The following is a 19,431-nucleotide window of genomic DNA, read 5'->3' as shown; positions in this document are numbered from 1 at the left end:
ACGCGCGCATCCGCACACCGCTCGCCCTGCCGGTCGGCACGGGCTTGCGCACTGTCGCGAGTTGCCGCAAAGTGCCCCTTCGGGCGCCCTGAAGGGGCACTTTCCGGCAAGTCGGCGGATCTAGGCGGGGGCGTGCGCCTCGAGGAACTGGTACACCTCGGTGGGGTCGACGCCGGGGAAGGTGCCCGTCGGCAGGGCGGCAAGCAGGCTGGTGGGGGTGCGGGCGACCGGCCAGGCCTGGCCCTCCCACCGGCCGGAGAGCTCGTCGGGCGCCCGGCGGCAGCAGGATTCGTCCGGGCAGCGCGACACGGCCCGGTTCGGGGTCTCCCGGCCGCGGAACCAGTTGACGTGGGCGAACGGCACGCCGACGCTGACGGAGTAGTCGCCCTCCTTGGCCTTCTCGATGCGGGAGGTGCACCAGAAGGTGCCGGCCGGGGTGTCGGTGTACTGGTACCAGGGGCTGAACCGGTCCGGCACGTCGAAGACCGTGCGCGCCGTCCAGCTGCGGCACACCGTGCTGCCCTCCACGGCGCCGAGCGCGTCGCTGGGGAACTGCACATCGTCGTTCTCGTACGCCTTGATGATGGTGCCGGACTCGTGCACCTTCATGAAGTGCACCGGGATGCCCAACCGCGCGGTGGCGAGGTTGGTGAACCGATGCGCGGCGGTCTCGTAGGACACCGAGAAGGCATCCCGCAGGTCTTCGAGCGAGATACGCCGAGCCGCCTTGGCGTCGTTCAGCAGTCGCAGGGTGTCGGTCTCCGGCAACAGGATGGCGGCGGTCAGGTAATTGGTCTCCACCCGCTGTCGCAGAAAATCGGCGTAATTTCCCGGTTCGACGTGCCCGCAGAGGTGGCTGGCGAAGGCCTGCAGGATCGGTGAGCGGCTGTCACGGGACGCGGCCTGCTCGGTGGGCAGATAAATTCGACCGTTGCGCTTGTCGGTGACCGACCGGGTGGAGTGCGGCAGATCGCCGACGTAGTGCAGCGAGAAGCCGAGGTGTGCGGCCATGTCGGCCACGACCTGATGCGAGACGGGGCCACCGGAGTGCCCGACGGCCGTGAGGAGCTCGAGCGCTTGCGCCTCGAGTTCGGGGAAGTAATTGTCGCGGGCGCGCATCTCGGCGCGCAGTTGGGCGTTGGCCCTCCGCGCCTCCTCAGGGGTGGCCGCGCGTTCCCGGTGCAGCCGTTCGATCTCGTTGTGCAGGGTGAGGATGGTCTGCAGGGTCTCGTCGGGCTGGCCGGGGCCGACCCGGAGCCGGGGCAGCCCGAGCGCCGTGAACACCGGCCCACGCTGGGCGCGTTCGACGGCGATCTCCAACGCCGCCCGGGGAGTGGGCGCATCCGTCCGCAGTAGTTCGTCGACGGTGGTGTTCAGGGCTGCGGCGATCAGACGCAGCATCGACAGGCGCGGTTCCCGTTTGCCGTTTTCGATCATCGAGATCTGCGAGGGCGCCCGGTCCACCGCCGCGGCGAGGGTGTCGAGGGTGAGTCCGAGCCGGTGCCTGCGGTCCCGGATGCGCCGGCCCAGGGTGAGCGCGTCGAGGCCGCCCTCGCCCGGCTCGGCGTCGCCCGGCGCGGGGGACCCGGTGGCTGACGGGCTCGGTGCTGGCGCTGGGGGCGGGAGGGCTGGATCGACGGTGACCATGTGCTCATGCTCACATGCGGCGATTGTTCACACAACCGGAAGAACAGGATTTCTTCTTCGGATTGGGCCCGGGGTCCGGTCGATGGCGCGCAGCAGAGTGGGTGCACGCACCAGTTCCGCAATGACGCTGACCGAGGAGAACACCATGACGAACCCCACCGCACCCGGCCCCACCGCATCCGGCCCCACCGCATCCGGCAGCCCCGCCGCCCGCCCCGGCGACCAGACCCAGACGGCCGCGGAGCTCGCCCTGGAATGGGCGGCCGACCCGCGCTGGGAGGGCGTGCGCCGCGACTACACCGCCGACGACGTGATCGCCCTGCGCGGCGCCGTTCGTGAGGAGCGCACCCTGGCCCGCCGCGGCGCCGAGAAGCTCTGGGAGCTCATTCACCAGAACGGCACCCCGGAGAACCCCGAGTGGGTCCACGCGCTCGGCGCCCTCACCGGCAACCAGGCCGTGCAGCAGGTGCGCGCCGGGCTGAAGGCCATCTACCTGTCCGGCTGGCAGGTCGCCGCCGACGCGAACCTGTCCGGCCAGACCTACCCCGACCAGTCGCTCTACCCGGCCAACTCGGTGCCGGCCGTGGTGCGGCGCATCAACAACGCGCTGCTGCGGGCCGGCCAGATCGAGGGGGCCGAGGCGGCCGCATCCGGTGCCGAGCCCGGCATCGACTGGATGGCGCCCATCGTCGCCGACGCCGAGGCCGGCTTCGGCGGACCCCTCAACGCCTACGAGCTGATGGCCTCGATGATCGAGGCCGGCGCGGCCGGTGTGCACTGGGAGGACCAGCTGGCCAGCGAGAAGAAGTGCGGCCACATGGGCGGCAAGGTGCTCGTGCCCACCGGCCAGCACATCCGCACCCTCAACGCGGCCCGGCTGGCGGCGGATGTCGCGGGCGTGCCCACCATCATCATCGCCCGCACCGACTCGCTCGCCGCCACCCTCATCACCAGCGACATCGACGAGCGTGACCAGGAATTCCTCACCGGCGGTCGCACCGCCGAAGGGTTCTACGACACCGCGAACGGACCCGACGTGGTGATCATGCGCGGCCTGGCCTACGCTCCGTACGCCGACCTGCTCTGGGTGGAGAGCAGCGAGCCCGACCTCGCGCTCGCCCAGCGCTTCGCGAAGGAGATCCACGCGCAGTTCCCCGGCAAGAAGCTCGCCTACAACTGCTCCCCGTCGTTCAACTGGAAATCCCACCTCAACGACGAGCAGATCGCCGCGTTCCAGCGGGAACTCGCGGCCTGCGGGTATGCCTTCCAGTTCATCACGCTGGCCGGCTTCCACGCCCTCAACCACTCCATGTTCACCCTGGCCAAGGACTACTCCGAGCGTCAGATGAGCGCATACGTCGACCTGCAGGAGGCCGAGTTCGCCTCCGAGGCCGACGGCTACACCGCCACCCGCCACCAGCGGGAGGTGGGCACCGGCTACTTCGACCGGATCGCCACCGCGCTCAACCCCACCAGCGCCACCCTCGCGCTGGCCGGTTCCACCGAGGCCGAGCAGTTCTAGCCGGCCCGGCCCAGACACCCGCATCGCTTCGAAGGAGAAAACGATCATGACCACGACAACCCAGGCGACGGCCGAACGGCCGAAACCGCCCACCACCGGGCGGGCCTTCGGTGAGACCAGCACCGGCAGTTTCGCCACCATCCACCCGCACCTCGAGGTGACCGGGTCCCTCGGTGAGCGCTACGACGAGATCCTCACCCCGGCGGCCCTGGAGTTCCTCGCCGAGCTGCATGACCGCTTCGCCGGCACCCGGCACGACCTGCTGGCCGCCCGGCTGCAGACCCGGGTGGATGCCGCCAACGGGCGCGACCCGCGGTTCCTGCCCGAGACCGCGCACATCCGCGATGACCCGACCTGGCGGGTGGCCGGCGCGGGCCCCGGCCTGGAGAACCGCCGGGTGGAGATCACCGGACCGACCGACCGCAAGATGGCCATCAACGCGCTCAACTCCGGCGCGGCCGTGTGGCTGGCCGACCAGGAGGACGCGACCAGCCCCACCTGGGCGAACGTGATCGAGGGCCAGCTCACCCTGTTCGACGCCGTGCGCGGCACGTTGTCGTACGACGGCCCAGACGGCAAGGCGTATCGGGTCACCGGCGCCCCCTCCGACCGGCAGGATGGCGGCACCCCGGGGTCCACCCCGACCATCGTTATGCGGCCGCGCGGCTGGCACCTGGTGGAGAAGAATCTCACCTTCGTCGACCGGGCAAACCGGCGGATGCCGGCCTCCGGCAGCCTGGTGGACTTCGGTCTCTACGCCTTCCACAACGCGCACCGGCTGATCGAGAACGGCAGCGGTCCCTACTTCTACCTGCCCAAGCTCGAGAGCCACCTCGAGGCGCGGCTGTGGAACGACATCTTCAGCCACAGCGAGGACCACCTGAACCTCGGACACGGCACCATCCGCGCCACGGTGCTGATCGAGACCATCCAGGCCGCATTCGAAATGGACGAGATCCTCTACGAGCTGCGCGACCACTGCGCGGGCCTGAACGCCGGGCGCTGGGACTACATCTTCAGCATCATCAAGACCTTCCGCGCCAGGGGCCGCCGGTTCGTGCTGCCCGACCGCAAGGAGATCACCATGACGGTGCCGTTCATGCGGTCGTACACCGAACTGCTGGTGGCCACCTGCCACCGCCGCGGCGCGTACGCCATCGGCGGGATGAGCGCCTTCATCCCGAACCGGCGGGACCCCGCCGTGACCGAACGAGCCCTGGAACAGGTGGCCGCGGACAAGCGCCGCGAGGCCGGTGACGGCTTCGACGGCACCTGGGTGGCGCATCCCGACCTCATCCCCACCGCGAGGGCCGAGTTCGACGCCGTGCTCGGTGACCGGACCAACCAGCTGGAGCGCACCCGCGATGAGGTCCAGGTCACCGCGGCCGACCTTCTGGATGTGGCGTCGGCCGGCGGTCAGATCACCGAGGCCGGGGTGCGCGACAATGTGCGCATCGCCCTGCGATACATCGAGTCCTGGCTGCGCGGCGTCGGCGCCGCGGCGATCGAGAACCTGATGGAGGATGCCGCCACCGCGGAGATCTCCCGCTCGCAGATCTGGCAGTGGATCCACGACAACTCGGCCCTCGCCGACGGTCGCCGGATCGACGCGGACTGGGTGGCCGGGCTGGTCGCCGAGGAGATGGCGGCGCTGCCCCGTACGACCGGGGACAGGTTCGACGACGCCCTCGAGGTGTTCAGGGCCTCGGCGCTCGAACCCGAGTTCCCGACCTTCCTCACCGTCGCCGCCTACGCCCGCTACCTGTAGGCGACAGCGTCAGCGAACGGCCCCGCCGGCACCCCCGGCGGGGCCGTTTGCGCGTCCGGAGCCGGACTGGGAAGCTGGGACGGTGACCGAGACCACACCGACAGACCCTGCTTCGACAGACCCTGCACCGACCCGGCCCGCCGGTGAGGTACGGATTCGCCCGGCCCGTCCGGACGAAGCCGCGGCGCTCGCCGAGCTGGCCGAGGCCACCTTCGCACTGGCCTGCCCGCCGCACACCAGCGCCGACGCCATCGCCGCGTTCCTTGCGGGTGTGCTCGCCCCGGCGAACTTCGAGGCCTTCCTCGCCGACCCGGACCGGCTCCTGCTGGTGGCCGAAACCGGCGCGGGCACCCTCACCGGCTACACGATGCTCGTCTTCGGTGAACCGCACGACGCGGATGCCGCCGGTGCGATCCGGATCCGCCCCACCGCCGAGCTGAGCAAATGCTATCTGCGCGCCGAGGCGCACGGCAGCGGCACGGCCGCCGCACTGATGGCGGCCACCCTCGAGGCCGCCCGGGAGCATGGGGCCGCCGGTTCCTGGCTCGGCGTGAACCAGGAGAACGAGCGAGCCCTGCGCTTCTACGGCAAGCACGGCTTCGAACAGGTGGGTATCAAGCGGTTCCTGGTGGGCGAGCGTTACGAAGACGACTACGTGCTGGAGCGCGCCCTCTAGCGGATACGTGGGCGTCACGAAGCCGTGACGGGCCTACCTGTCGTCCCCATCTCGTTGGTCGAGCCTGTTTACTCGCGCTGAGCCTGACGACGCGGACATCCTGATGCGACTGTGAGTCGCTTAGAACGGCGGGTTGTCGGGCGCCGGTGGGGTCGGCTTCGGGGTCGGCCGCGGCCGGGGCATCAGGTAGCTCTCGTCGGCGGGCCGTTTCCGGGGTTTCGGTCCCACGACTGGTGGTCGGGGTCGTGGTGGTCCCATCGGGTTGGCGGGGTCGGTGCGGTAGCTGCGTTTTCCGGGGGAGGTCCAGAGCAGGATCCCACCCGGTTCCTGGGTCACCCTCCACTGCGAGAGGTGTTTGAGCCGGTGGTGGGGTTCGCAGAGGTGCGCGAGGTTGTCGCAGTCGGTTCTGCCGCCGCCGGCCCAGGGGTCGGTGTGATCCACGTCGCTGGTCACCGCGGGGCGGGAGCAGCCCGGGAACCGGCAGGTTTCATCGCGCACCCGCAGGTACTTTTTCATGGCTTTGGTGTTCTTGTGTTGGGTTTTGCCCAGTGAGAGCACTACCCCGGTTTCCGGGTGGGTGAGTAGCCGGGTGAAGCTTGGTGCGTGTCCGGCGATTTCCCGGGCGGCTTCCGGGGAGATCGGTCCGTAGCCTTCGAGGGTGGCGGGTTCTTCGTCCAGGCCCAGCAGGGTGAGCACGGGAACGGTGATCATCACGGTGCCGCGGATCCCGGCGCCCATCCCGTCGGGGGTGATCCCGTCCAGTAGCAGTGCCCGGGTGATGTCGGCGCGGAGCTGGTCCAGGGTGCGCTTCTGCTGTTCCTCGTCCCCGACCGCGTTCCCGCCAGCGCCCGCTTCAGCGCCGGCAGCGGCACTGGTTCCGGCAGCACCGCCTGCGCCTGCGCCTGCGCCTGCGCCGGTGTTCGTTCGGGTGGGGTCGCCGAGTTTCTTCAGGCTCCCGGCCATGGAGTTGATCCGGTCGAAGGCCGCCTTGGTGTCGTGGGCGGTGCCGTACCAGTGCAACCAGCCCATCCCGTCCGGGGCCGCCTCCCACCGGCTGTGTCGTTCGGTCAGGGCGTTCGTGGTGCGGGTCACGATGGACTCCGGGTGCAGCCGCTCCCGCAATCGGCGGGCCTTGTCCTTGAACCGGCCCACCGGTAGCCGCTTGGCCTCCGGCAACACCTTCTCTTCAAACGTCGCGTGGTCCTCGTCGGGCAGGGTGCGCATCTGGTCGATGAGCACGGTGGCGTGCCGGTAACTGATCTCTCCGTTAGAGAGGGCCTCGAACGTCGCCGGAGCGGACATGACCCAGAGGGCCTCGTCCATGAGGTGTTCCACCGTGCGTTCAGCCAGGTGCAGCAGGCAGGCGGTCTCGCTCACGATGGTGCGCCGGGCCACGTCTCGGTCGTCCCACCGGTTGTAGGCGGCCGCGCGGGCTTGATCGTCGGTCAGGGTGGCCGCATTCACGTCGGCCAGCCGGATGCTCTCCGGGTTGCCGTGCAAACGGGAGGACACTTGCGGGTCCTCACTCCAGCCCTGCAGATCCACGAGCAACTCGACCTGCCGGGCCTGAGCGTGCGCGATGGCGCGGGCCTCGGCCGCGATCAGTTCCGTGCGCCGGGCCAGCTCCGAGCAGACCAACTCGTCCAGGGACGGGTTGGGGACGTATGGCTCGAAAGCGGGTTCCGTCGCGGCAGGTTCGGTCGCGGTGGATTCGGGCGAGCTGGTTTCCGTGGGCCCGGGTTCGGCCGGGTCGGCCGGGGCGGGGGTGCAGCCAGGTGGAGCGGACTCCGGAGAGTGATGGTCATCATCCGGAGCGGGCGGTACTGCCTGGTCGGGGTTACTCATGGTGAGATCGTCTCACCTACCACCGACATTGCAGAAAGCGCCGCGAGCCGTGAGAAAAGCACCAAAATCGCGAGATTCTGGGGCTTAACTCACAGGTCGCGAGTTCTTGACCTGCTCGTAGGCGGCCAGGGCGGCACGGCGGGTTTCGCCGAGGTCGACGATGGGCTGCGGGTAGGCCGCGGTGCCCCACTCGGGCACGTTCTGCCGCACGTACTCGTTAGCGGGATCGAACTTGGCCGCCTGCAGTTCGGGGTTGAAGACCCGGAAGTACGGCGCGGCATCCGCCCCCGACCCGGCCACCCACTGCCAGCCGAACGGGTTGCTGGCCGGGTCGGCGTCGACGAGGGTGTCCCAGAACCACTGCTCGCCCAGCCGCCAGTCGATGAGCAGGTTCTTGATCAGGAACGACGCCGTGACCATGCGCACCCGGTTGTGCATGCTGCCAGTGCGCCACAGCTCACGCATGCCGGCATCCACCAGACGGAAGCCGGTGCGGCCCTTTCGCCAGGCCTGCAGGGCGCGCTCGTCCAGCGGCGGCCAGGGGAAGGCGTCGAAGCCGGGGCGCAGGTTGGCCGTGGCCAGATCGGGTGCGTGGAAGAGCACGTGGTAGGCGAACTCACGCCAGCCGACCTCGGTGAGGAACCGGGTCGCGCTGCTGGCGGCTGCGCCGGTGAGGCCCCGCCGGGCGACGTCGGTGGCGTGCCAGATCTGGTGCGGACTGATTTCGCCCCAGCGCAGGTAGGGCGAGAGCCTCGAGGTGGCCTGTTGCGCCGGCACGTCGCGTTCGGTGCCGTACCGCGGCAGGGAGTCGTCGAGGAAGGCCGCGAGCAGCTGTTGGGCGGCGCCTTCGCCGGGGGTCCAGGCCTCGCGCAGCCCGTCGGCCCAGTCCGGGTGGCGCGGCTCCAGCTCCCACGAGTCGAGGTCGTCGGAGGGCAGGGTGGCGCCGGCTGCGTCGGTGTCACCGGGCAGATCGAGCGATGTCGGTGCGGGGTAGGGCGCCCGTGGCGGTGGGCCGGCGGTGCAGGCTCGCCAGAACGGGGTGAACACCGTGTACGGGGTGCCGCCGCCGGTGCGGATGGTCCACGGTTCGAAGAGCAGGGAGCCGGCGAAGCTGTGCGCCACGACGCCGGCCTCGGTGAGGCTCGTCTTGATCTGGGTGTCCACGTCGCGTTCGGCGGCGCCGTATCGGCGGTTCCAGAACACCGCGCCGGCGCCGAGTTCATCGACGAGTTCGGCGATCACGGTTGCCGCGGCACCACGGCGCAGTATGAGGCGGCCGCCGAGGGCCGCCGTGTCGGCGGCCAGAGAGACCAGGCTCTGGTGCAGCCACCAGCGGGCGGCGCCGCCGAGCGGGCGGATCCCGGGGGAGACCTCGTCGAGAAGATAGATCAGCGTGAGCGGCCGGCCGCGTTCGACCGCGGCTGCGAGGGCTGGATTGTCAGCCAGCCGCAGGTCATCACGCAACCAGACCACCGAGGGGCCGTCCGGTCGAACCGAGGCGGCCGCGGAACCGCCTACGCCGGTCACGCGGCGCTCTCGTCGGCGTCGGAGACCCGCAACACGATCTTGCCGCGGGTGTGGCCGCCCTCGATGGCCCGGTGTGCGGCGGCGCCGTCCTCGAGATCGAAGACCGAATCGATGTTCACCCGCACGCTGCCGTTGTCGATCAGTGGCGTGATGGTGTCGAGCACCCGGGCGTCGGCGGCGACCTTGTAGCCGGTGGCGCGCACTCCCGCGGCGGCGGCGTCGGCCTGCATGGTGGGCCAGCTGCCGGTGGGGGCGTTCACGAGCAGGCCGTCCGGCCGCAGCACCGCGAGCGAGCGAGTGCCGGTGTCATCGTGCACATTGCCGATCAGGTCGATGACACTGTCGAGGTTCGTGAGGTTCTTCTCGAACCGGGTGGTGCTGTAGTCGATCACCTCGTGCGCGCCGAGGCGCTGCAGGAACTCGATCGAGGCCGTGGAGCCCGTCGCGATGACGTGGGCGCCCAGGTGCCTGGCGAACTGCACGGCGAAGTGGCCGACGCCGCCGCTGCCGGCGTGGATGAGTATCCGTTGGCCGGGGCCGGCCTCGGCGAGGTTCACCATGCCCCAGGCGGTCATCGCGGCCAACGGGATGCCGGCGGCCTCGACATGGCTCACCGCGGCGGGCTTGCGGGCGACGGACAGGCTCGACACCACGAGGTATTCGGCGTAGCTGCCCGCGATCCGCGGCGGCCGGGCCATGCCGTATACGGCGTCGCCGGGCTGCAACTCACAGGCGTCGTAGGGGGCGCGCACGACGACCCCGCTGAAGTCATTGCCGAGCACCGTGGGGTAACCGCCGATCGCGGCCGCGGCGCCGGACCCGGCCCTGGTCTTCGCGTCGATGGGGTTGATGCCCGCGGCCACAACGCGCACGAGGAGCTCGTCGCCTACCGCGATGGGCAGCGGCAGCTCGGCCACGTGGAGTTCGTCGGGACCGCCCGTGCGGTCGATGACCAGGGCGCGCATGGAGGTGGGCATAACCGGGGAAAAGGGCATGTGCCTATTCTGCGCCACTATCCTGGCGTCTTCCCGGCCGGCTCAGCGGCCGTAGTCGTAGGGTGGCGGGGCGGCGGCACGCTCGCGCTCGCGCTGGTGGTTGAGCAAATCGATGAGCTTGTCGGCGAAACCCACCAGGATCCTGATCTGGTCGTCGTCCCGGTCGATCCAGCGACACTCCGGCACAGCGTTGCGAGGCACGAAGTTATCGTGCTCCTCCCACACCAGCAGGGTGCGGTCGGCGCCGAGCACGTACTGCTGCCACCAGATCTGCCGCAGGTAGGAGCGGGGGATGCTGCGCCAGGGCTTGCTGGTGGTCTTGATCTCGGCGAGCTCGAAGACCCCGTTGCCCGCCAGGCCGAGGCCGTCGGGAGTGGCCAGGTGGCGGGGTTGACCCGCGGCGTGGAACAGGTTGGTGCTCGGTTCGATGCCGTAGTTCGCCAGCACCCAGGCCGCGATCTCGGGTTCCCGGGCCCGACCGTGGTCGGTGTACGGGTTGCCGCCGAAGCCGCTGCCGTTGATCTTCTCCCTGGCCGCGTTGTGCACGGATTTCTCGGTGGCGAGCTTGGCGACATCCGTGGCGGTGATGCCCTGGCTGCGAGCGCGCAGCCAGGCGACCCTGTCGGTGGAGTCGGCGACGATGCGCAGTAGGTGGGCGCTCACGGGCAGCGCGGTGGGCGCGGCCGGCACGGGCGGTGCGAGCATGTCGCCGGTCTCCTCGCCCAGGTCGAACAGGGCGAGCAAGTCATGGGGCACCTGCCCATTCTGCCGCACGCAGAGCTCGGATTTGTGCGGCCGGGCCGATGCCCGAGGGAACGGATGATGGGTTGGAAATCCCAAGCTGACTCGGACTGGGGGTGCGCACTTCCTAGGGAATACGGGCCGCCTTCCCTAGGCTTGTCCTCATAAAGGGGGACCGGCCGCCAATCCAAAAGGCCGAGAGCGAGTAGGCCCGATCGGCCTTTACACCAGCCACTTAACAGTGGACAGGTGGCCGATAGCAGGCGGTCGTAGTGCACCACGATGTCATCGAGGCGCCCACCCACGCCCACTCGCGTCCATATCACCCGGGGCATCGTCCCGGGCCTCCTTCAGCGCGCCCCGCCGAGCGATTCGGCGCGCGCAATTCGTAGTACTGCCGCGCCTTCACCCGAGTGTGCGCGCATACATATTTCTACTGACCCATGAGGTAAAGAAAAATGACCACGATCCCTACCAAAGCCGCGACAATCTTCGGTTCCGTTCTTCTCGTCGGCGGCCTCGCCGTCGGAGGCGCTGCCGTGCCGGCGTTCGCCCACACTCCGGCCGTGACCGCTGACTGCACGTCGCTGTCGATGAAATTCGAGAGCTACAACGTGATCGCCGCGAAGCCGGCCAGCGGCGGCAAACCGGCCGTTGCGGCCGACGCCACGCCGAATACGGTCACCGTCACCATCGACGGCGTCGCCTCGGCGCCGGTGAAGTTCGGCAAGACCTATTCCTCGACGATCGCACTGGACGGACAGACGTCGCACACCTACTCGGTGGTCCTCGGCACGCACGACGGGTATGACCGCACTTTCGCCGACAAGACTGTCGCCTGCCCGACCCCGACGACGCCGTCCACACCCGTCGTGCCGCCGGTGACTCCGACGCCCACGCCTTCTGTGCCGCCGGTGACGCCGACGCCCACGCCCACGCCTTCTGTGCCGCCGGTGACGCCGACGCCCACGCCCACGCCGATCGTGCCGTCGGTGAGCGAGACGCCCGCACCGATCGTGCCGCCGGCGAACGTCACGCCCACCCCGACAGCGACTGCCGTCACGCCGGCAGCCGCAACGGCGCCCACCCCCGCGGCGTCAACGCGTGAGCTTGCCGAAACCGGCGTCTCGACCTGGAGCGTTCCGGCCATTGCGGCGAGTGTCCTCGCGATGCTCCTTGGTGCCGGCCTGCTGCTGGCCCGCCGGTTCCGCCGCGCATAACCTGGCATAACCCCCAAGAACGCCCCGGACGAGGAATCGTCCGGGGCGTTCTGTCGCACCCGCGCGCACCTGCGGCCAGGAGGCGCGCTAGCCGAGCGGGGGCCCGTCGGGTGCGGTCTGCGTGATGATGGCGCGAAGCAGGTGCATGGGCACCTTGGGCCTGCGGTTGTCGTCGAGCAGTCCGTTGGTCTCCTGGAGGGTGTCGGTCAGTTGGGTGTAGCAGAACCCGGCCAGGAACGAACTGGAGTGGATCGCCGCCACGACGGCGTCAAGACGCTCGAGGAAGTCGTCCGCGGTCTGCGCGCTCGAGTAGCCCCAGGCGTCACTGTCCGCATAGTGGGTGGCGAAGGAGATGCCGCCGAATTCGGTGAGCATGACGGGCCGCTCACCGATCTCCTGGCCGGCGAGAAGGAGACGGCGCCCCGCGGGCCCGAGGTCGCTGAGAAGCCTGCGTTTTGCGTCGTCGTCGCTGTAACGCTCGCGGAGGGTGTCGCCGACGGATTCATAGTCGTGCACCGAGAGGATGTCGGAGTCGATGTGCTCCCAGCCGTCGTTGGAGATCACCGGGCGGGACGGATCCAACGTGCGGGTGAGCGCGACGAGTGCCCGCGCGTAGTTCTGCTGCGCGGGGTCATGGGCGATGTGCTGCACGCCCCAGCTCTCGTTCAGCGGCACCCAGGTCACGAGAGACGGATGCGAGAGGTCCCGTTCCACGACTTCGGTCCACTCCGCCACCATGCGCCGCACGGCCGTGGCGCCGAATTCGAAGGCGCCGGGGGTTTCGCCCCAGACGAGGAGGCCGAGCCGGTCCGTCCAATAGAGGAAACGGGGGTCCTCGATCTTCTGGTGCACACGGGTCGCGTTGAAACCGAGTTCCTTGATGAGCTCGACGTCCCGGCGCAGGGCCTCTGGCGAGGGGCTGGCGAGATGCGACTGGGGCCAGTATCCCTGTTGCAGAACAGACCTCACATAGTAGGGCCGGTCGTTCAGAAGGAACCGGCCGCGAGCGATCGCCGCCGAGCGAAGGCCGAAATAGGAATGTACGACATCCACAGCCGTCCCCTGCGTGTCCGGCGAGGAACCGGTGCGTACCGTCAAAGTGGCATCAATCAGCCGTGGCGACTCCGGGGTCCACAGCAGCTCTTCGTAGGCTTGACCGTTCACCTGAGCCGGGAGCGCGATGGTGAAGACCTGGGTCGTCGCGGTGACGGCTACCGTCGCCTGGGTCAGGGGATCACCGTCGACGCTCAGGCTGAGGGCCACCGTCGTGCCGGGCGTGGGTCGTCGACTGACATCGATCCGAACCCGAACCGTCGCATTCGGCAGGTCCGGTATCCAGTGCACGAGAGTGACGGCCAGGGGGTTCGTCGACTCGAGCCAGACCGGCTGCCAGATGCCGCTGGTGCGGTGATACCAGATTGAGTGCGGTTCGACGCGCCAATCCTGTTTGCCGCGCGGCTGAGTCACGTCGAGGGGATCATCCTCGGCCCTGACCACGATGGAGTGCTCGGCCACACCGGCCACGACCGCGTCGGTGATGTCGAAGGAGAAGGGGGTGTGCCCACCCTCGTGCTCACCGAGAAACGTTCCGTCGACCCAAACGCTGGCGCGATAGTCGACCGCGCCGAAGTGCACGCGCAGACGCCGGCCCGTGACGAAGCCGGCGCGAGCCAGGTCGTTGTCGTCGAAGGACCGCGAATACCAGGCCACCGGGTGGAACCCGGTGTCGTGGATACCCGAGGCGGCGGACTCGAAGGGGAACGGAACCTGGATGGTTCGATCGAACTGCGGGTCGGCGAACCAACGGGCTGCCACACCGATGTCGGCGTCGTCGAAGGCGAAGCCCCAGTCCCCGGACAGTTCGGTCCAAGCGGGGCGGACGAGCTGGGGGCGCGGGTAGCGCCCGTCCTGCTGGCTGGCGCGAAAGACGGCGGGCGCGAGATCGACGGTGCTACTCATGTCCTCCATCATGCACTGAATTTGCAGCGCTGTAAATCCGCACACTGAATTGATGCCGTCGACGTCGGCCCGGACGGTTCAACCGTTGGTTGGTGCTGGCGCGCTTTCCCGAATGACGAGGTCGAAATCCACCAGGCGATGGCGCCCCAGGCCGGTGTAGCCCATGATGCGCTCTTCCAGCATTTCGAGGGCGACGCGGGCCAGTGCGGGCATGTCCGGAGCGATCGTGGTGAGGCTCGGGAAGGTGACGGCCGCGAAGGAAATATCGTCCCAGCCCACGACGGCCACGTCGTCGGGAATCCGGATGCCGCGTTCCTGGAGAGCGCGCAAGGCGCCGATCGCTGCGAGGTCGTCTCGGCAGACCAGGCCGTCAAATCGCAGACCGCGATCCAGTGCTGCTCCGACGGCACGCGCGGCCTCGGCCGGCGCGATGGCCCGGGTGGGGATGAGCAGGGACATATCCAGGACCAGCCCCGATTCCTCGATCCCCTGCTGGTATCCGATCAGTCGCTGCGTGGATGTGGCGGATTGGCCGCTCTCCTCGTGACCCACGAAGGCGATGCGGGTCCGTCCGAGGGCGCTGAGGTGGCGCGTGGCCCGGTTGGCGGCGGCGACGTTGTCGATCATCACGTGGTCGACACCGATCGGCGCCGCGCCCTCGCCCAGCAGCACCATGGGTATGTCGCTGCGGCGCTGGGCCACTTCGGTGGACGTCATCATCGAGGGTTGGAAGAGCATGCCGTCGACGAGGCCCGCCTCACTCGACGAGAGGACGGCCCGCTCACCGTCGATGGTGCCGGATGTCTCCTCCAGGAGCAGTCGGTAGCCGGCGCCCGTTGAGGCGGCTGCCGCTGAGACCAGACTGGCCAGCTCGGAGAAGTAGGCCAGGCGCACATCGGCGAACGCGAGTGCGATGAGGCCCGTGCGTCCGGTGGCCAGGCGTCGGCCGAGGGCGTTCGGTCGGTAGCCCAGATCATCGATGGCGCGTTGAACCCGCTCCCGCATCGCCGCGGAAACGTGGGGATGGTCGTGCACGACGTTCGACACTGTCTTCATCGACACGCCGGCGTGAACGGCGACGTCCTGGAGTCGCACTCCGGCCATTGCTGCTCCTTGAGTCGGCGCTGCGGGGCGCGTGAGGGTTTCATCCATGACTCTAGCCGTCTGCCCGTCTGCGTCGTGATGCGAAGGAAGCTTGACGGATGACTTTCTAGCGCTGTAAATTTGTCCCGTCGCATCATCCGCTTTCTGAAGCCGTGCCGGATTGAACACATCACCCGGTCCGGCACCGGCCGGGCACCTGATCCGACTCATTCATCGCCGCGAGTCGGCGACTACTCAAAGGAGAGCACCATGAAGGAAGGATTCGCGCGTCGCGCGATTGCCGCAACCTTGGCGGTTGGAATGGGGGTTGCCCTCGCCGGTTGCAGCACTGGAGGCACGAGTGCCGGTGGTGGAGCCGTGTCCGGCGCGGACTACACCGGTCCCGACGTGACGATCAGCTTCTGGAATGGGTGGACGGGCGGCGCCGCCCCGGTTCTCGTACCGAAACTCGTCGAAGAGTTCAACTCCGAGCACCCGAACATCGTGGTCAAGAACGTTCCCATGGAGTGGGGAGACATCTCGAAGAAGATGCCGCTGGCCATCAAGGCGGGCAAGGGCCCCGACGTGGCCGTCGCCCACGGTGACGATGTCGCCACCTACGCGGCGCAGGGTCTCCTGCTTGAGGCCGACGCCATCATCGACGATCTCGGCTACTCCGCCGATGATTTCCCCGAGGGTCTGATGGACGCCGGCGCATACTCCGGCAGCCAGTACGGGATTCCCTGGAGCGTGACGCCGCTTGGCCTCTACGTCAACAACGACGTCCTGAAGTCCGCCGGAATCGACCCCGCGACGGTACCCGCCGACAAGGACGGCTACATGGCCGCGCTCGAGACACTCAAGGCGGCCGGCATCCAGGGCGAGTGGGTCGACGGCTACGTCTTCACCGGCACCTTCGAGTTCCAGTCCCTGCTCTGGCAGTTCGGCGGGGACCTGTACAACGAGGATGTGACCAAGGCGACCTTCAACTCCGAGGCCGGCGTGCAGGCCCTCACTCACATGACGGATTTGATCGACCAGGGCTACAGCCCCGCGAATGTGGCCCAGGACGGCAATATCAAGGGCCTGCTCTCCGGGCAGACCGCTTACAACTGGAATGGCGTCTGGCAGACGACCAATGAGGCGTTCGACGCGCTGGACTGGACAGCGGCACCGGTTCCCCAGATCGGAACCGAGAAGGCCGTCTGGTCGAGCTCGACCCACTGGATGTTCCTGAACAACAAGGGCCAGGACGCCAACAAGACCTCCGCGGCAGCGACCTTCGTCAAGTGGATGAACGAGAACTCGAGCGGTTGGGCCGAAACCGGAGAGCTGCCCGCAGCAAACGACGTTCGTAACGACCCCGCCCTGATCGAGGCGTACCCCAACCTCGCGACCTTCATCGACGAGCTTCCCTACGCGCATTACGAGACCAGCGCGCCGGGCATCACCGCCGCGAACGCGCTCATCACCACCGCGCTCAACGAGGCGCTGACCGGCAAGAAATCACCCGCGGATGCTCTCGACGACGCGGCCAAGCAGGCCGACGCGATCCTGAAGCAGAACGAGGCGAAGTACGGTGACTAGTCTGGCACCCCTCCCCCCGACCGCCGTGGCGACCCCGACCCCGACCCCTGCCCCTCGGCGCGCGAGCGCCGGGGGGTCGGGGACCCGCAGGCGAACCTGGACGGCCTATGCCTTCCTGGCTCCGTTCCTCGTTCTCTTCGCTACCTTCGTGGTCGGTCCGGCGGTCTTCGGAGTCTGGATCAGCGTCACCGACTGGAGCCCCTATAAAACCGAGCAGTCGTTCATCGGGCTGCAGAATTACATTGATCTCGTCACGCCGGGTTCGGTCTTCTTCGGCGATTTCTGGCAGAGCCTGGGTGCCACCGGGATCTTCACGGTGGCGAGCGTTCCCTTCCTGCTCGTGATCCCCCTCGGTGTCGCGCTGCTGCTCAACCAGAAGATCAAGGGCGGAACCGCGTTCCGGGCGATCTTCTTCGCGCCGTTCGTTCTGGGTGTCGCGGTGATCGGGGTGATCTGGAAGTACATGCTCGACACGCAGTCGGGCGTGATCAACCACCTCCTCGGCCTGATCGGTCTCCCCTCCGACATCCCCTGGACCGTGGATGTGCCGTGGGCGTGGGTCTCGCTGGTGGGCGTGACCGTCTGGTGGACCCTGGGGTTCAACGCCGTCATCCTGCTCGCCGGTCTCAAGGGCATCAACACCGACCTCTACGAGGCGGCCGCGCTCGATGGTGCGGGGGCGATCCGCAAGTTCTGGAATGTCACCCTGCCGGGACTGCGGCCGGTGATGCTCTTTGTCAGCACCACCACGATCCTGGCGTCCGCGAACATGTTCGGGCAGTCCTACCTGCTCACCAAGGGCGGGCCGGCCAATCAGACCCGCACGGCGATCATGTACATCTCGGACCAAGGGCTCTCGCAGAACAACATGGCGGCAGCGGCGGCCATGAGCTACGTGCTCTTCGCCTTCCTGGCGATCATCAGCGTGATCAACTTCCGCCTTCAGCGGGACAAACCCTAAGGATCATCGATGACTACTCTCACTCCGCGACGGGTGTCGGGACCCGCACGACTTCGGCGTGGTGCCCTGTACGCGGCGTTGACAATTGTCGCCCTCACGATCATCCTTCCCCTGGTCTGGATCGTGATCACCTCATTCAAGACCGACACCGATGTCATCTCGAATCCGTATTCGATCCTTCCGAACCCGTTTTCAGTCGACGCGTACGGGACTCTGGCCAGTGGCCAGCAGCCGATCTTCCGCTGGCTGCTCAATAGCCTCGTCGCGGCCACGCTGCAGACCGTGATCGTGCTGGTGACCGCCTCGATGGGTGCCTACGCGCTCGCGCGGCTGGACTTCACGGGAAAGAAGTTCATCTTCGGGCTCATCATCGGCACCCTCCTGGTGCCGCCGGTGATCTTCCTCATTCCCAATTACCTGATCGTGCAGAACCTCGGTTGGCTCGACACCCTGTGGGCTGTCTCCGTCCCCGGCGCGGCGGGTGCCTTCGGCATCTTCTTCCTGCGCCAGTTCTTCGTCGGGCTGCCGACCGAGATCGAGGAAGCCGCGCGTATCGACGGGGCCGGGGACATCAGGATCTTCCTCCAGATCGTGCTGCCGCTGGCCAAGCCCGCGCTGTCGACGCTGGCCATTCTGACCTTTCTCGGCAATTGGAATGACTTCCTGTGGCCCATCTACGTTCTGCTGAGCCCGGAGAACCTCACCCTGCAGCCCGGCCTGTCCCAACTGCAGGGCGCCTATTCCACCCACTTCAGTATCGTCATGGCCGGCGCGGTCATCGCTTCGGTCCCGGTGCTCGTGCTGTTCTCGCTGGCCCAGAAGCAAATCGTTGAGAGTGTCGCCAGCTCGGGCGTGAAGGGGTGAATCTGCGGCGGGCCGGCGCCACCGTCCTCGCGTGTGCGGCGGTGGCGTTCCTGGGCGGTTGTGGGCCGGCCGGGTCTCTGGATGCCGCCGCAACCGATGTGCCGGCAGCCTTCGCAATCGACCAGGATTTTCCCGACCCGGATGTGCTGCTGGTCGGTGACACCTATTACGCGTACGCCACCAATTCGCTCACCGCGAATGTCCAATTCGCCACCTCCACCGACCTCCGGTCGTGGGAGGTGCAGGACGGCGACGTTCTCCCTGACCTCCCGGACTGGGCCGACACCGGGCGGACCTGGGCGCCGGAGGTGACCTCCGGTCCCGATGGCACCTTCCTGCTCTACTTCACCGCCGCCGACAGGGCCTCCGGACTGCAGTGCATCGGCGTCGCCAGCGCCGCATCGGCCACCGGACCGTTCGTGGCTACTTCGACGCTGCCGTTGATCTGCCCGACCGGCGAGGGCGGCGCGATCGACGCCGGCGCCTTCGTCGATGCGGACGGGAGCAGGTGGCTGCTCTGGAAGAACGACGGCAACTGTTGCTCCCTGGATACCTGGCTGCAGCTGTCGCCGCTCTCGCCAGACGGCCGCACACTGACCGGCGAACCGACCAGGCTCATCAAGCAGTCGGAGGACTGGCACGGCACCGCGGTGGAGGCCCCGATCCTGATCCGCCATGATGACGAGTACGTGCTCTTCTACTCGGCGAACAGTTACGCCGATGACAGTTACGCCATGGGTTTCGCCACGGCGCCGACACTCCAGGGTCCCTACACGAACGGTGCCGAACCGCTCTTCAGTACGGAGAGCTCCGGCGACCGCTATCTCGGCCCTGGCGGTCAGGACGTGGTCTCCCCGGGCCCGGGCCAGCCCGGTGGTGACCGGATCGTGGTGCACTCCTGGGATCCGGCGTACGTCTACCGGGGGATGAGCGTTCTGCAGCTCGACTGGGTCGACGGGCGCCCGACGGTGGTCCCACCGGCCTGACGCCGAGCCGGCGGATTCCAGATGGCATCCGCCGACTCAGCGCGATCGCT

15 protein-coding genes are annotated in these 19,431 nt (G+C 68.2%); 8 read left to right on the top strand and 7 right to left on the bottom strand.

The window, feature by feature from the left end; translation table 11 throughout:
• Positions 1-120: 120 nt before the first annotated feature.
• Entirely contained in the window at positions 121-1,647 is a 1,527-nt protein-coding gene (locus RCH12_RS03250; RefSeq protein WP_103432683.1) for a helix-turn-helix transcriptional regulator, read from the bottom strand.
• Between the two features lie 145 nt (positions 1,648-1,792).
• Here RCH12_RS03250 and aceA point away from each other — a divergent pair, with 145 nt between their 5' ends.
• From aceA to RCH12_RS03235, 3 genes are all read left to right on the top strand, one after another.
• Positions 1,793-3,169 (top strand): isocitrate lyase, encoded by a 1,377-nt coding sequence (aceA, locus tag RCH12_RS03245; RefSeq protein ID WP_327016033.1) that lies wholly within the window; start codon positions 1,793-1,795, stop codon positions 3,167-3,169.
• Between the two features lie 46 nt (positions 3,170-3,215).
• A complete protein-coding gene (gene aceB, locus RCH12_RS03240; protein ID WP_327016032.1) occupies positions 3,216-4,937 on the top strand; it encodes a malate synthase A in 1,722 nt (573 codons plus the stop codon).
• A gap of 82 nt (positions 4,938-5,019) precedes the next feature.
• On the top strand, positions 5,020-5,613 hold the full coding sequence (locus RCH12_RS03235) for a GNAT family N-acetyltransferase (RefSeq protein WP_327016031.1): 594 nt from the start codon (positions 5,020-5,022) through the stop codon (positions 5,611-5,613).
• Between the two features lie 120 nt (positions 5,614-5,733).
• Here RCH12_RS03235 and RCH12_RS03230 read toward each other — a convergent pair whose 3' ends face one another.
• From RCH12_RS03230 to RCH12_RS03215, 4 genes are all read right to left on the bottom strand, one after another.
• Complete coding sequence (locus tag RCH12_RS03230; protein WP_327016030.1) at positions 5,734-7,458, bottom strand: HNH endonuclease signature motif containing protein; 1,725 nt, start codon at positions 7,456-7,458, stop codon at positions 5,734-5,736.
• Positions 7,459-7,542: 84 nt separating this feature from the next.
• Complete coding sequence (locus RCH12_RS03225) at positions 7,543-8,985, bottom strand: cryptochrome/photolyase family protein (protein WP_327016029.1); 1,443 nt, start codon at positions 8,983-8,985, stop codon at positions 7,543-7,545.
• On the bottom strand, positions 8,982-9,980 hold the full coding sequence (locus RCH12_RS03220; protein ID WP_327016028.1) for an NADP-dependent oxidoreductase: 999 nt from the start codon (positions 9,978-9,980) through the stop codon (positions 8,982-8,984). Before RCH12_RS03220 ends, RCH12_RS03225 begins: the two co-directional genes overlap by 4 nt.
• 42 nt (positions 9,981-10,022) lie before the next feature.
• Complete coding sequence (locus tag RCH12_RS03215) at positions 10,023-10,685, bottom strand: YqaJ viral recombinase family protein (protein WP_327016094.1); 663 nt, start codon at positions 10,683-10,685, stop codon at positions 10,023-10,025.
• 494 nt (positions 10,686-11,179) lie between these two features.
• Between RCH12_RS03215 and RCH12_RS03210 the strand changes: the two genes are divergently transcribed.
• Positions 11,180-11,941 (top strand): LPXTG cell wall anchor domain-containing protein, encoded by a 762-nt coding sequence (locus RCH12_RS03210; RefSeq protein WP_327016027.1) that lies wholly within the window; start codon positions 11,180-11,182, stop codon positions 11,939-11,941.
• Between the two features lie 87 nt (positions 11,942-12,028).
• Here the strand turns inward: RCH12_RS03210 and RCH12_RS03205 are convergent, their stop codons facing one another.
• Together RCH12_RS03205 and RCH12_RS03200 are read right to left on the bottom strand one after the other, a co-directional pair.
• Entirely contained in the window at positions 12,029-13,900 is a 1,872-nt protein-coding gene (locus RCH12_RS03205; RefSeq protein ID WP_327016026.1) for a glycoside hydrolase family 2 protein, read from the bottom strand.
• A gap of 78 nt (positions 13,901-13,978) precedes the next feature.
• The gene (locus RCH12_RS03200; protein ID WP_327016025.1) at positions 13,979-15,004 is read right to left on the bottom strand and encodes a LacI family DNA-binding transcriptional regulator; all 1,026 of its coding nucleotides are present in this window, start codon (positions 15,002-15,004) and stop codon (positions 13,979-13,981) included.
• Positions 15,005-15,253: 249 nt separating this feature from the next.
• Here RCH12_RS03200 and RCH12_RS03195 point away from each other — a divergent pair, with 249 nt between their 5' ends.
• From RCH12_RS03195 to RCH12_RS03180, 4 genes are read left to right on the top strand one after another with little or no spacing between them, the layout of a single operon-like run.
• Positions 15,254-16,570: an ABC transporter substrate-binding protein gene (locus RCH12_RS03195; RefSeq protein WP_327016024.1), complete on the top strand. Its 1,317-nt coding sequence runs from the start codon at positions 15,254-15,256 to the stop codon at positions 16,568-16,570.
• Positions 16,571-16,595: 25 nt separating this feature from the next.
• Positions 16,596-17,531 carry a carbohydrate ABC transporter permease gene (locus RCH12_RS03190; RefSeq protein WP_442784554.1) on the top strand — a complete coding sequence of 312 codons (936 nt, stop codon included), beginning with the start codon at positions 16,596-16,598 and terminating at the stop codon, positions 17,529-17,531.
• Between the two features lie 9 nt (positions 17,532-17,540).
• Positions 17,541-18,395: a carbohydrate ABC transporter permease gene (locus RCH12_RS03185; protein ID WP_327016022.1), complete on the top strand. Its 855-nt coding sequence runs from the start codon at positions 17,541-17,543 to the stop codon at positions 18,393-18,395.
• Positions 18,392-19,381 carry a glycoside hydrolase family 43 protein gene (locus RCH12_RS03180; protein WP_327016021.1) on the top strand — a complete coding sequence of 330 codons (990 nt, stop codon included), beginning with the start codon at positions 18,392-18,394 and terminating at the stop codon, positions 19,379-19,381. Before RCH12_RS03185 ends, RCH12_RS03180 begins: the two co-directional genes overlap by 4 nt.
• Positions 19,382-19,431 lie beyond the last annotated feature (50 nt).

It is taken from the genome of Cryobacterium sp. MP_3.1 (assembly GCF_035984795.1).
Taxonomy (GTDB): domain Bacteria; phylum Actinomycetota; class Actinomycetes; order Actinomycetales; family Microbacteriaceae; genus Cryobacterium; species Cryobacterium zongtaii.
The sequence above is the reverse complement of the archived record's forward strand: the minus strand, read 5'-3'. Positions and strand labels throughout refer to the sequence as shown.

Coding starts and splice junctions, on each gene's coding strand:
- RCH12_RS03250 (WP_103432683.1), bottom strand. CDS start 1,647: ATGGTCACCGTCGATCCAGCCCTCCCGCCCCCAGCGCCAGCACCGAGC.
- aceA (WP_327016033.1), top strand. CDS start 1,793: ATGACGAACCCCACCGCACCCGGCCCCACCGCATCCGGCCCCACCGCA.
- aceB (WP_327016032.1), top strand. CDS start 3,216: ATGACCACGACAACCCAGGCGACGGCCGAACGGCCGAAACCGCCCACC.
- RCH12_RS03230 (WP_327016030.1), bottom strand. CDS start 7,458: ATGAGTAACCCCGACCAGGCAGTACCGCCCGCTCCGGATGATGACCAT.
- RCH12_RS03220 (WP_327016028.1), bottom strand. CDS start 9,980: ATGCCCTTTTCCCCGGTTATGCCCACCTCCATGCGCGCCCTGGTCATC.
- RCH12_RS03215 (WP_327016094.1), bottom strand. CDS start 10,685: ATGCTCGCACCGCCCGTGCCGGCCGCGCCCACCGCGCTGCCCGTGAGC.
- RCH12_RS03210 (WP_327016027.1), top strand. CDS start 11,180: ATGACCACGATCCCTACCAAAGCCGCGACAATCTTCGGTTCCGTTCTT.
- RCH12_RS03205 (WP_327016026.1), bottom strand. CDS start 13,900: ATGAGTAGCACCGTCGATCTCGCGCCCGCCGTCTTTCGCGCCAGCCAG.
- RCH12_RS03200 (WP_327016025.1), bottom strand. CDS start 15,004: ATGGCCGGAGTGCGACTCCAGGACGTCGCCGTTCACGCCGGCGTGTCG.
- RCH12_RS03195 (WP_327016024.1), top strand. CDS start 15,254: ATGAAGGAAGGATTCGCGCGTCGCGCGATTGCCGCAACCTTGGCGGTT.
- RCH12_RS03185 (WP_327016022.1), top strand. CDS start 17,541: ATGACTACTCTCACTCCGCGACGGGTGTCGGGACCCGCACGACTTCGG.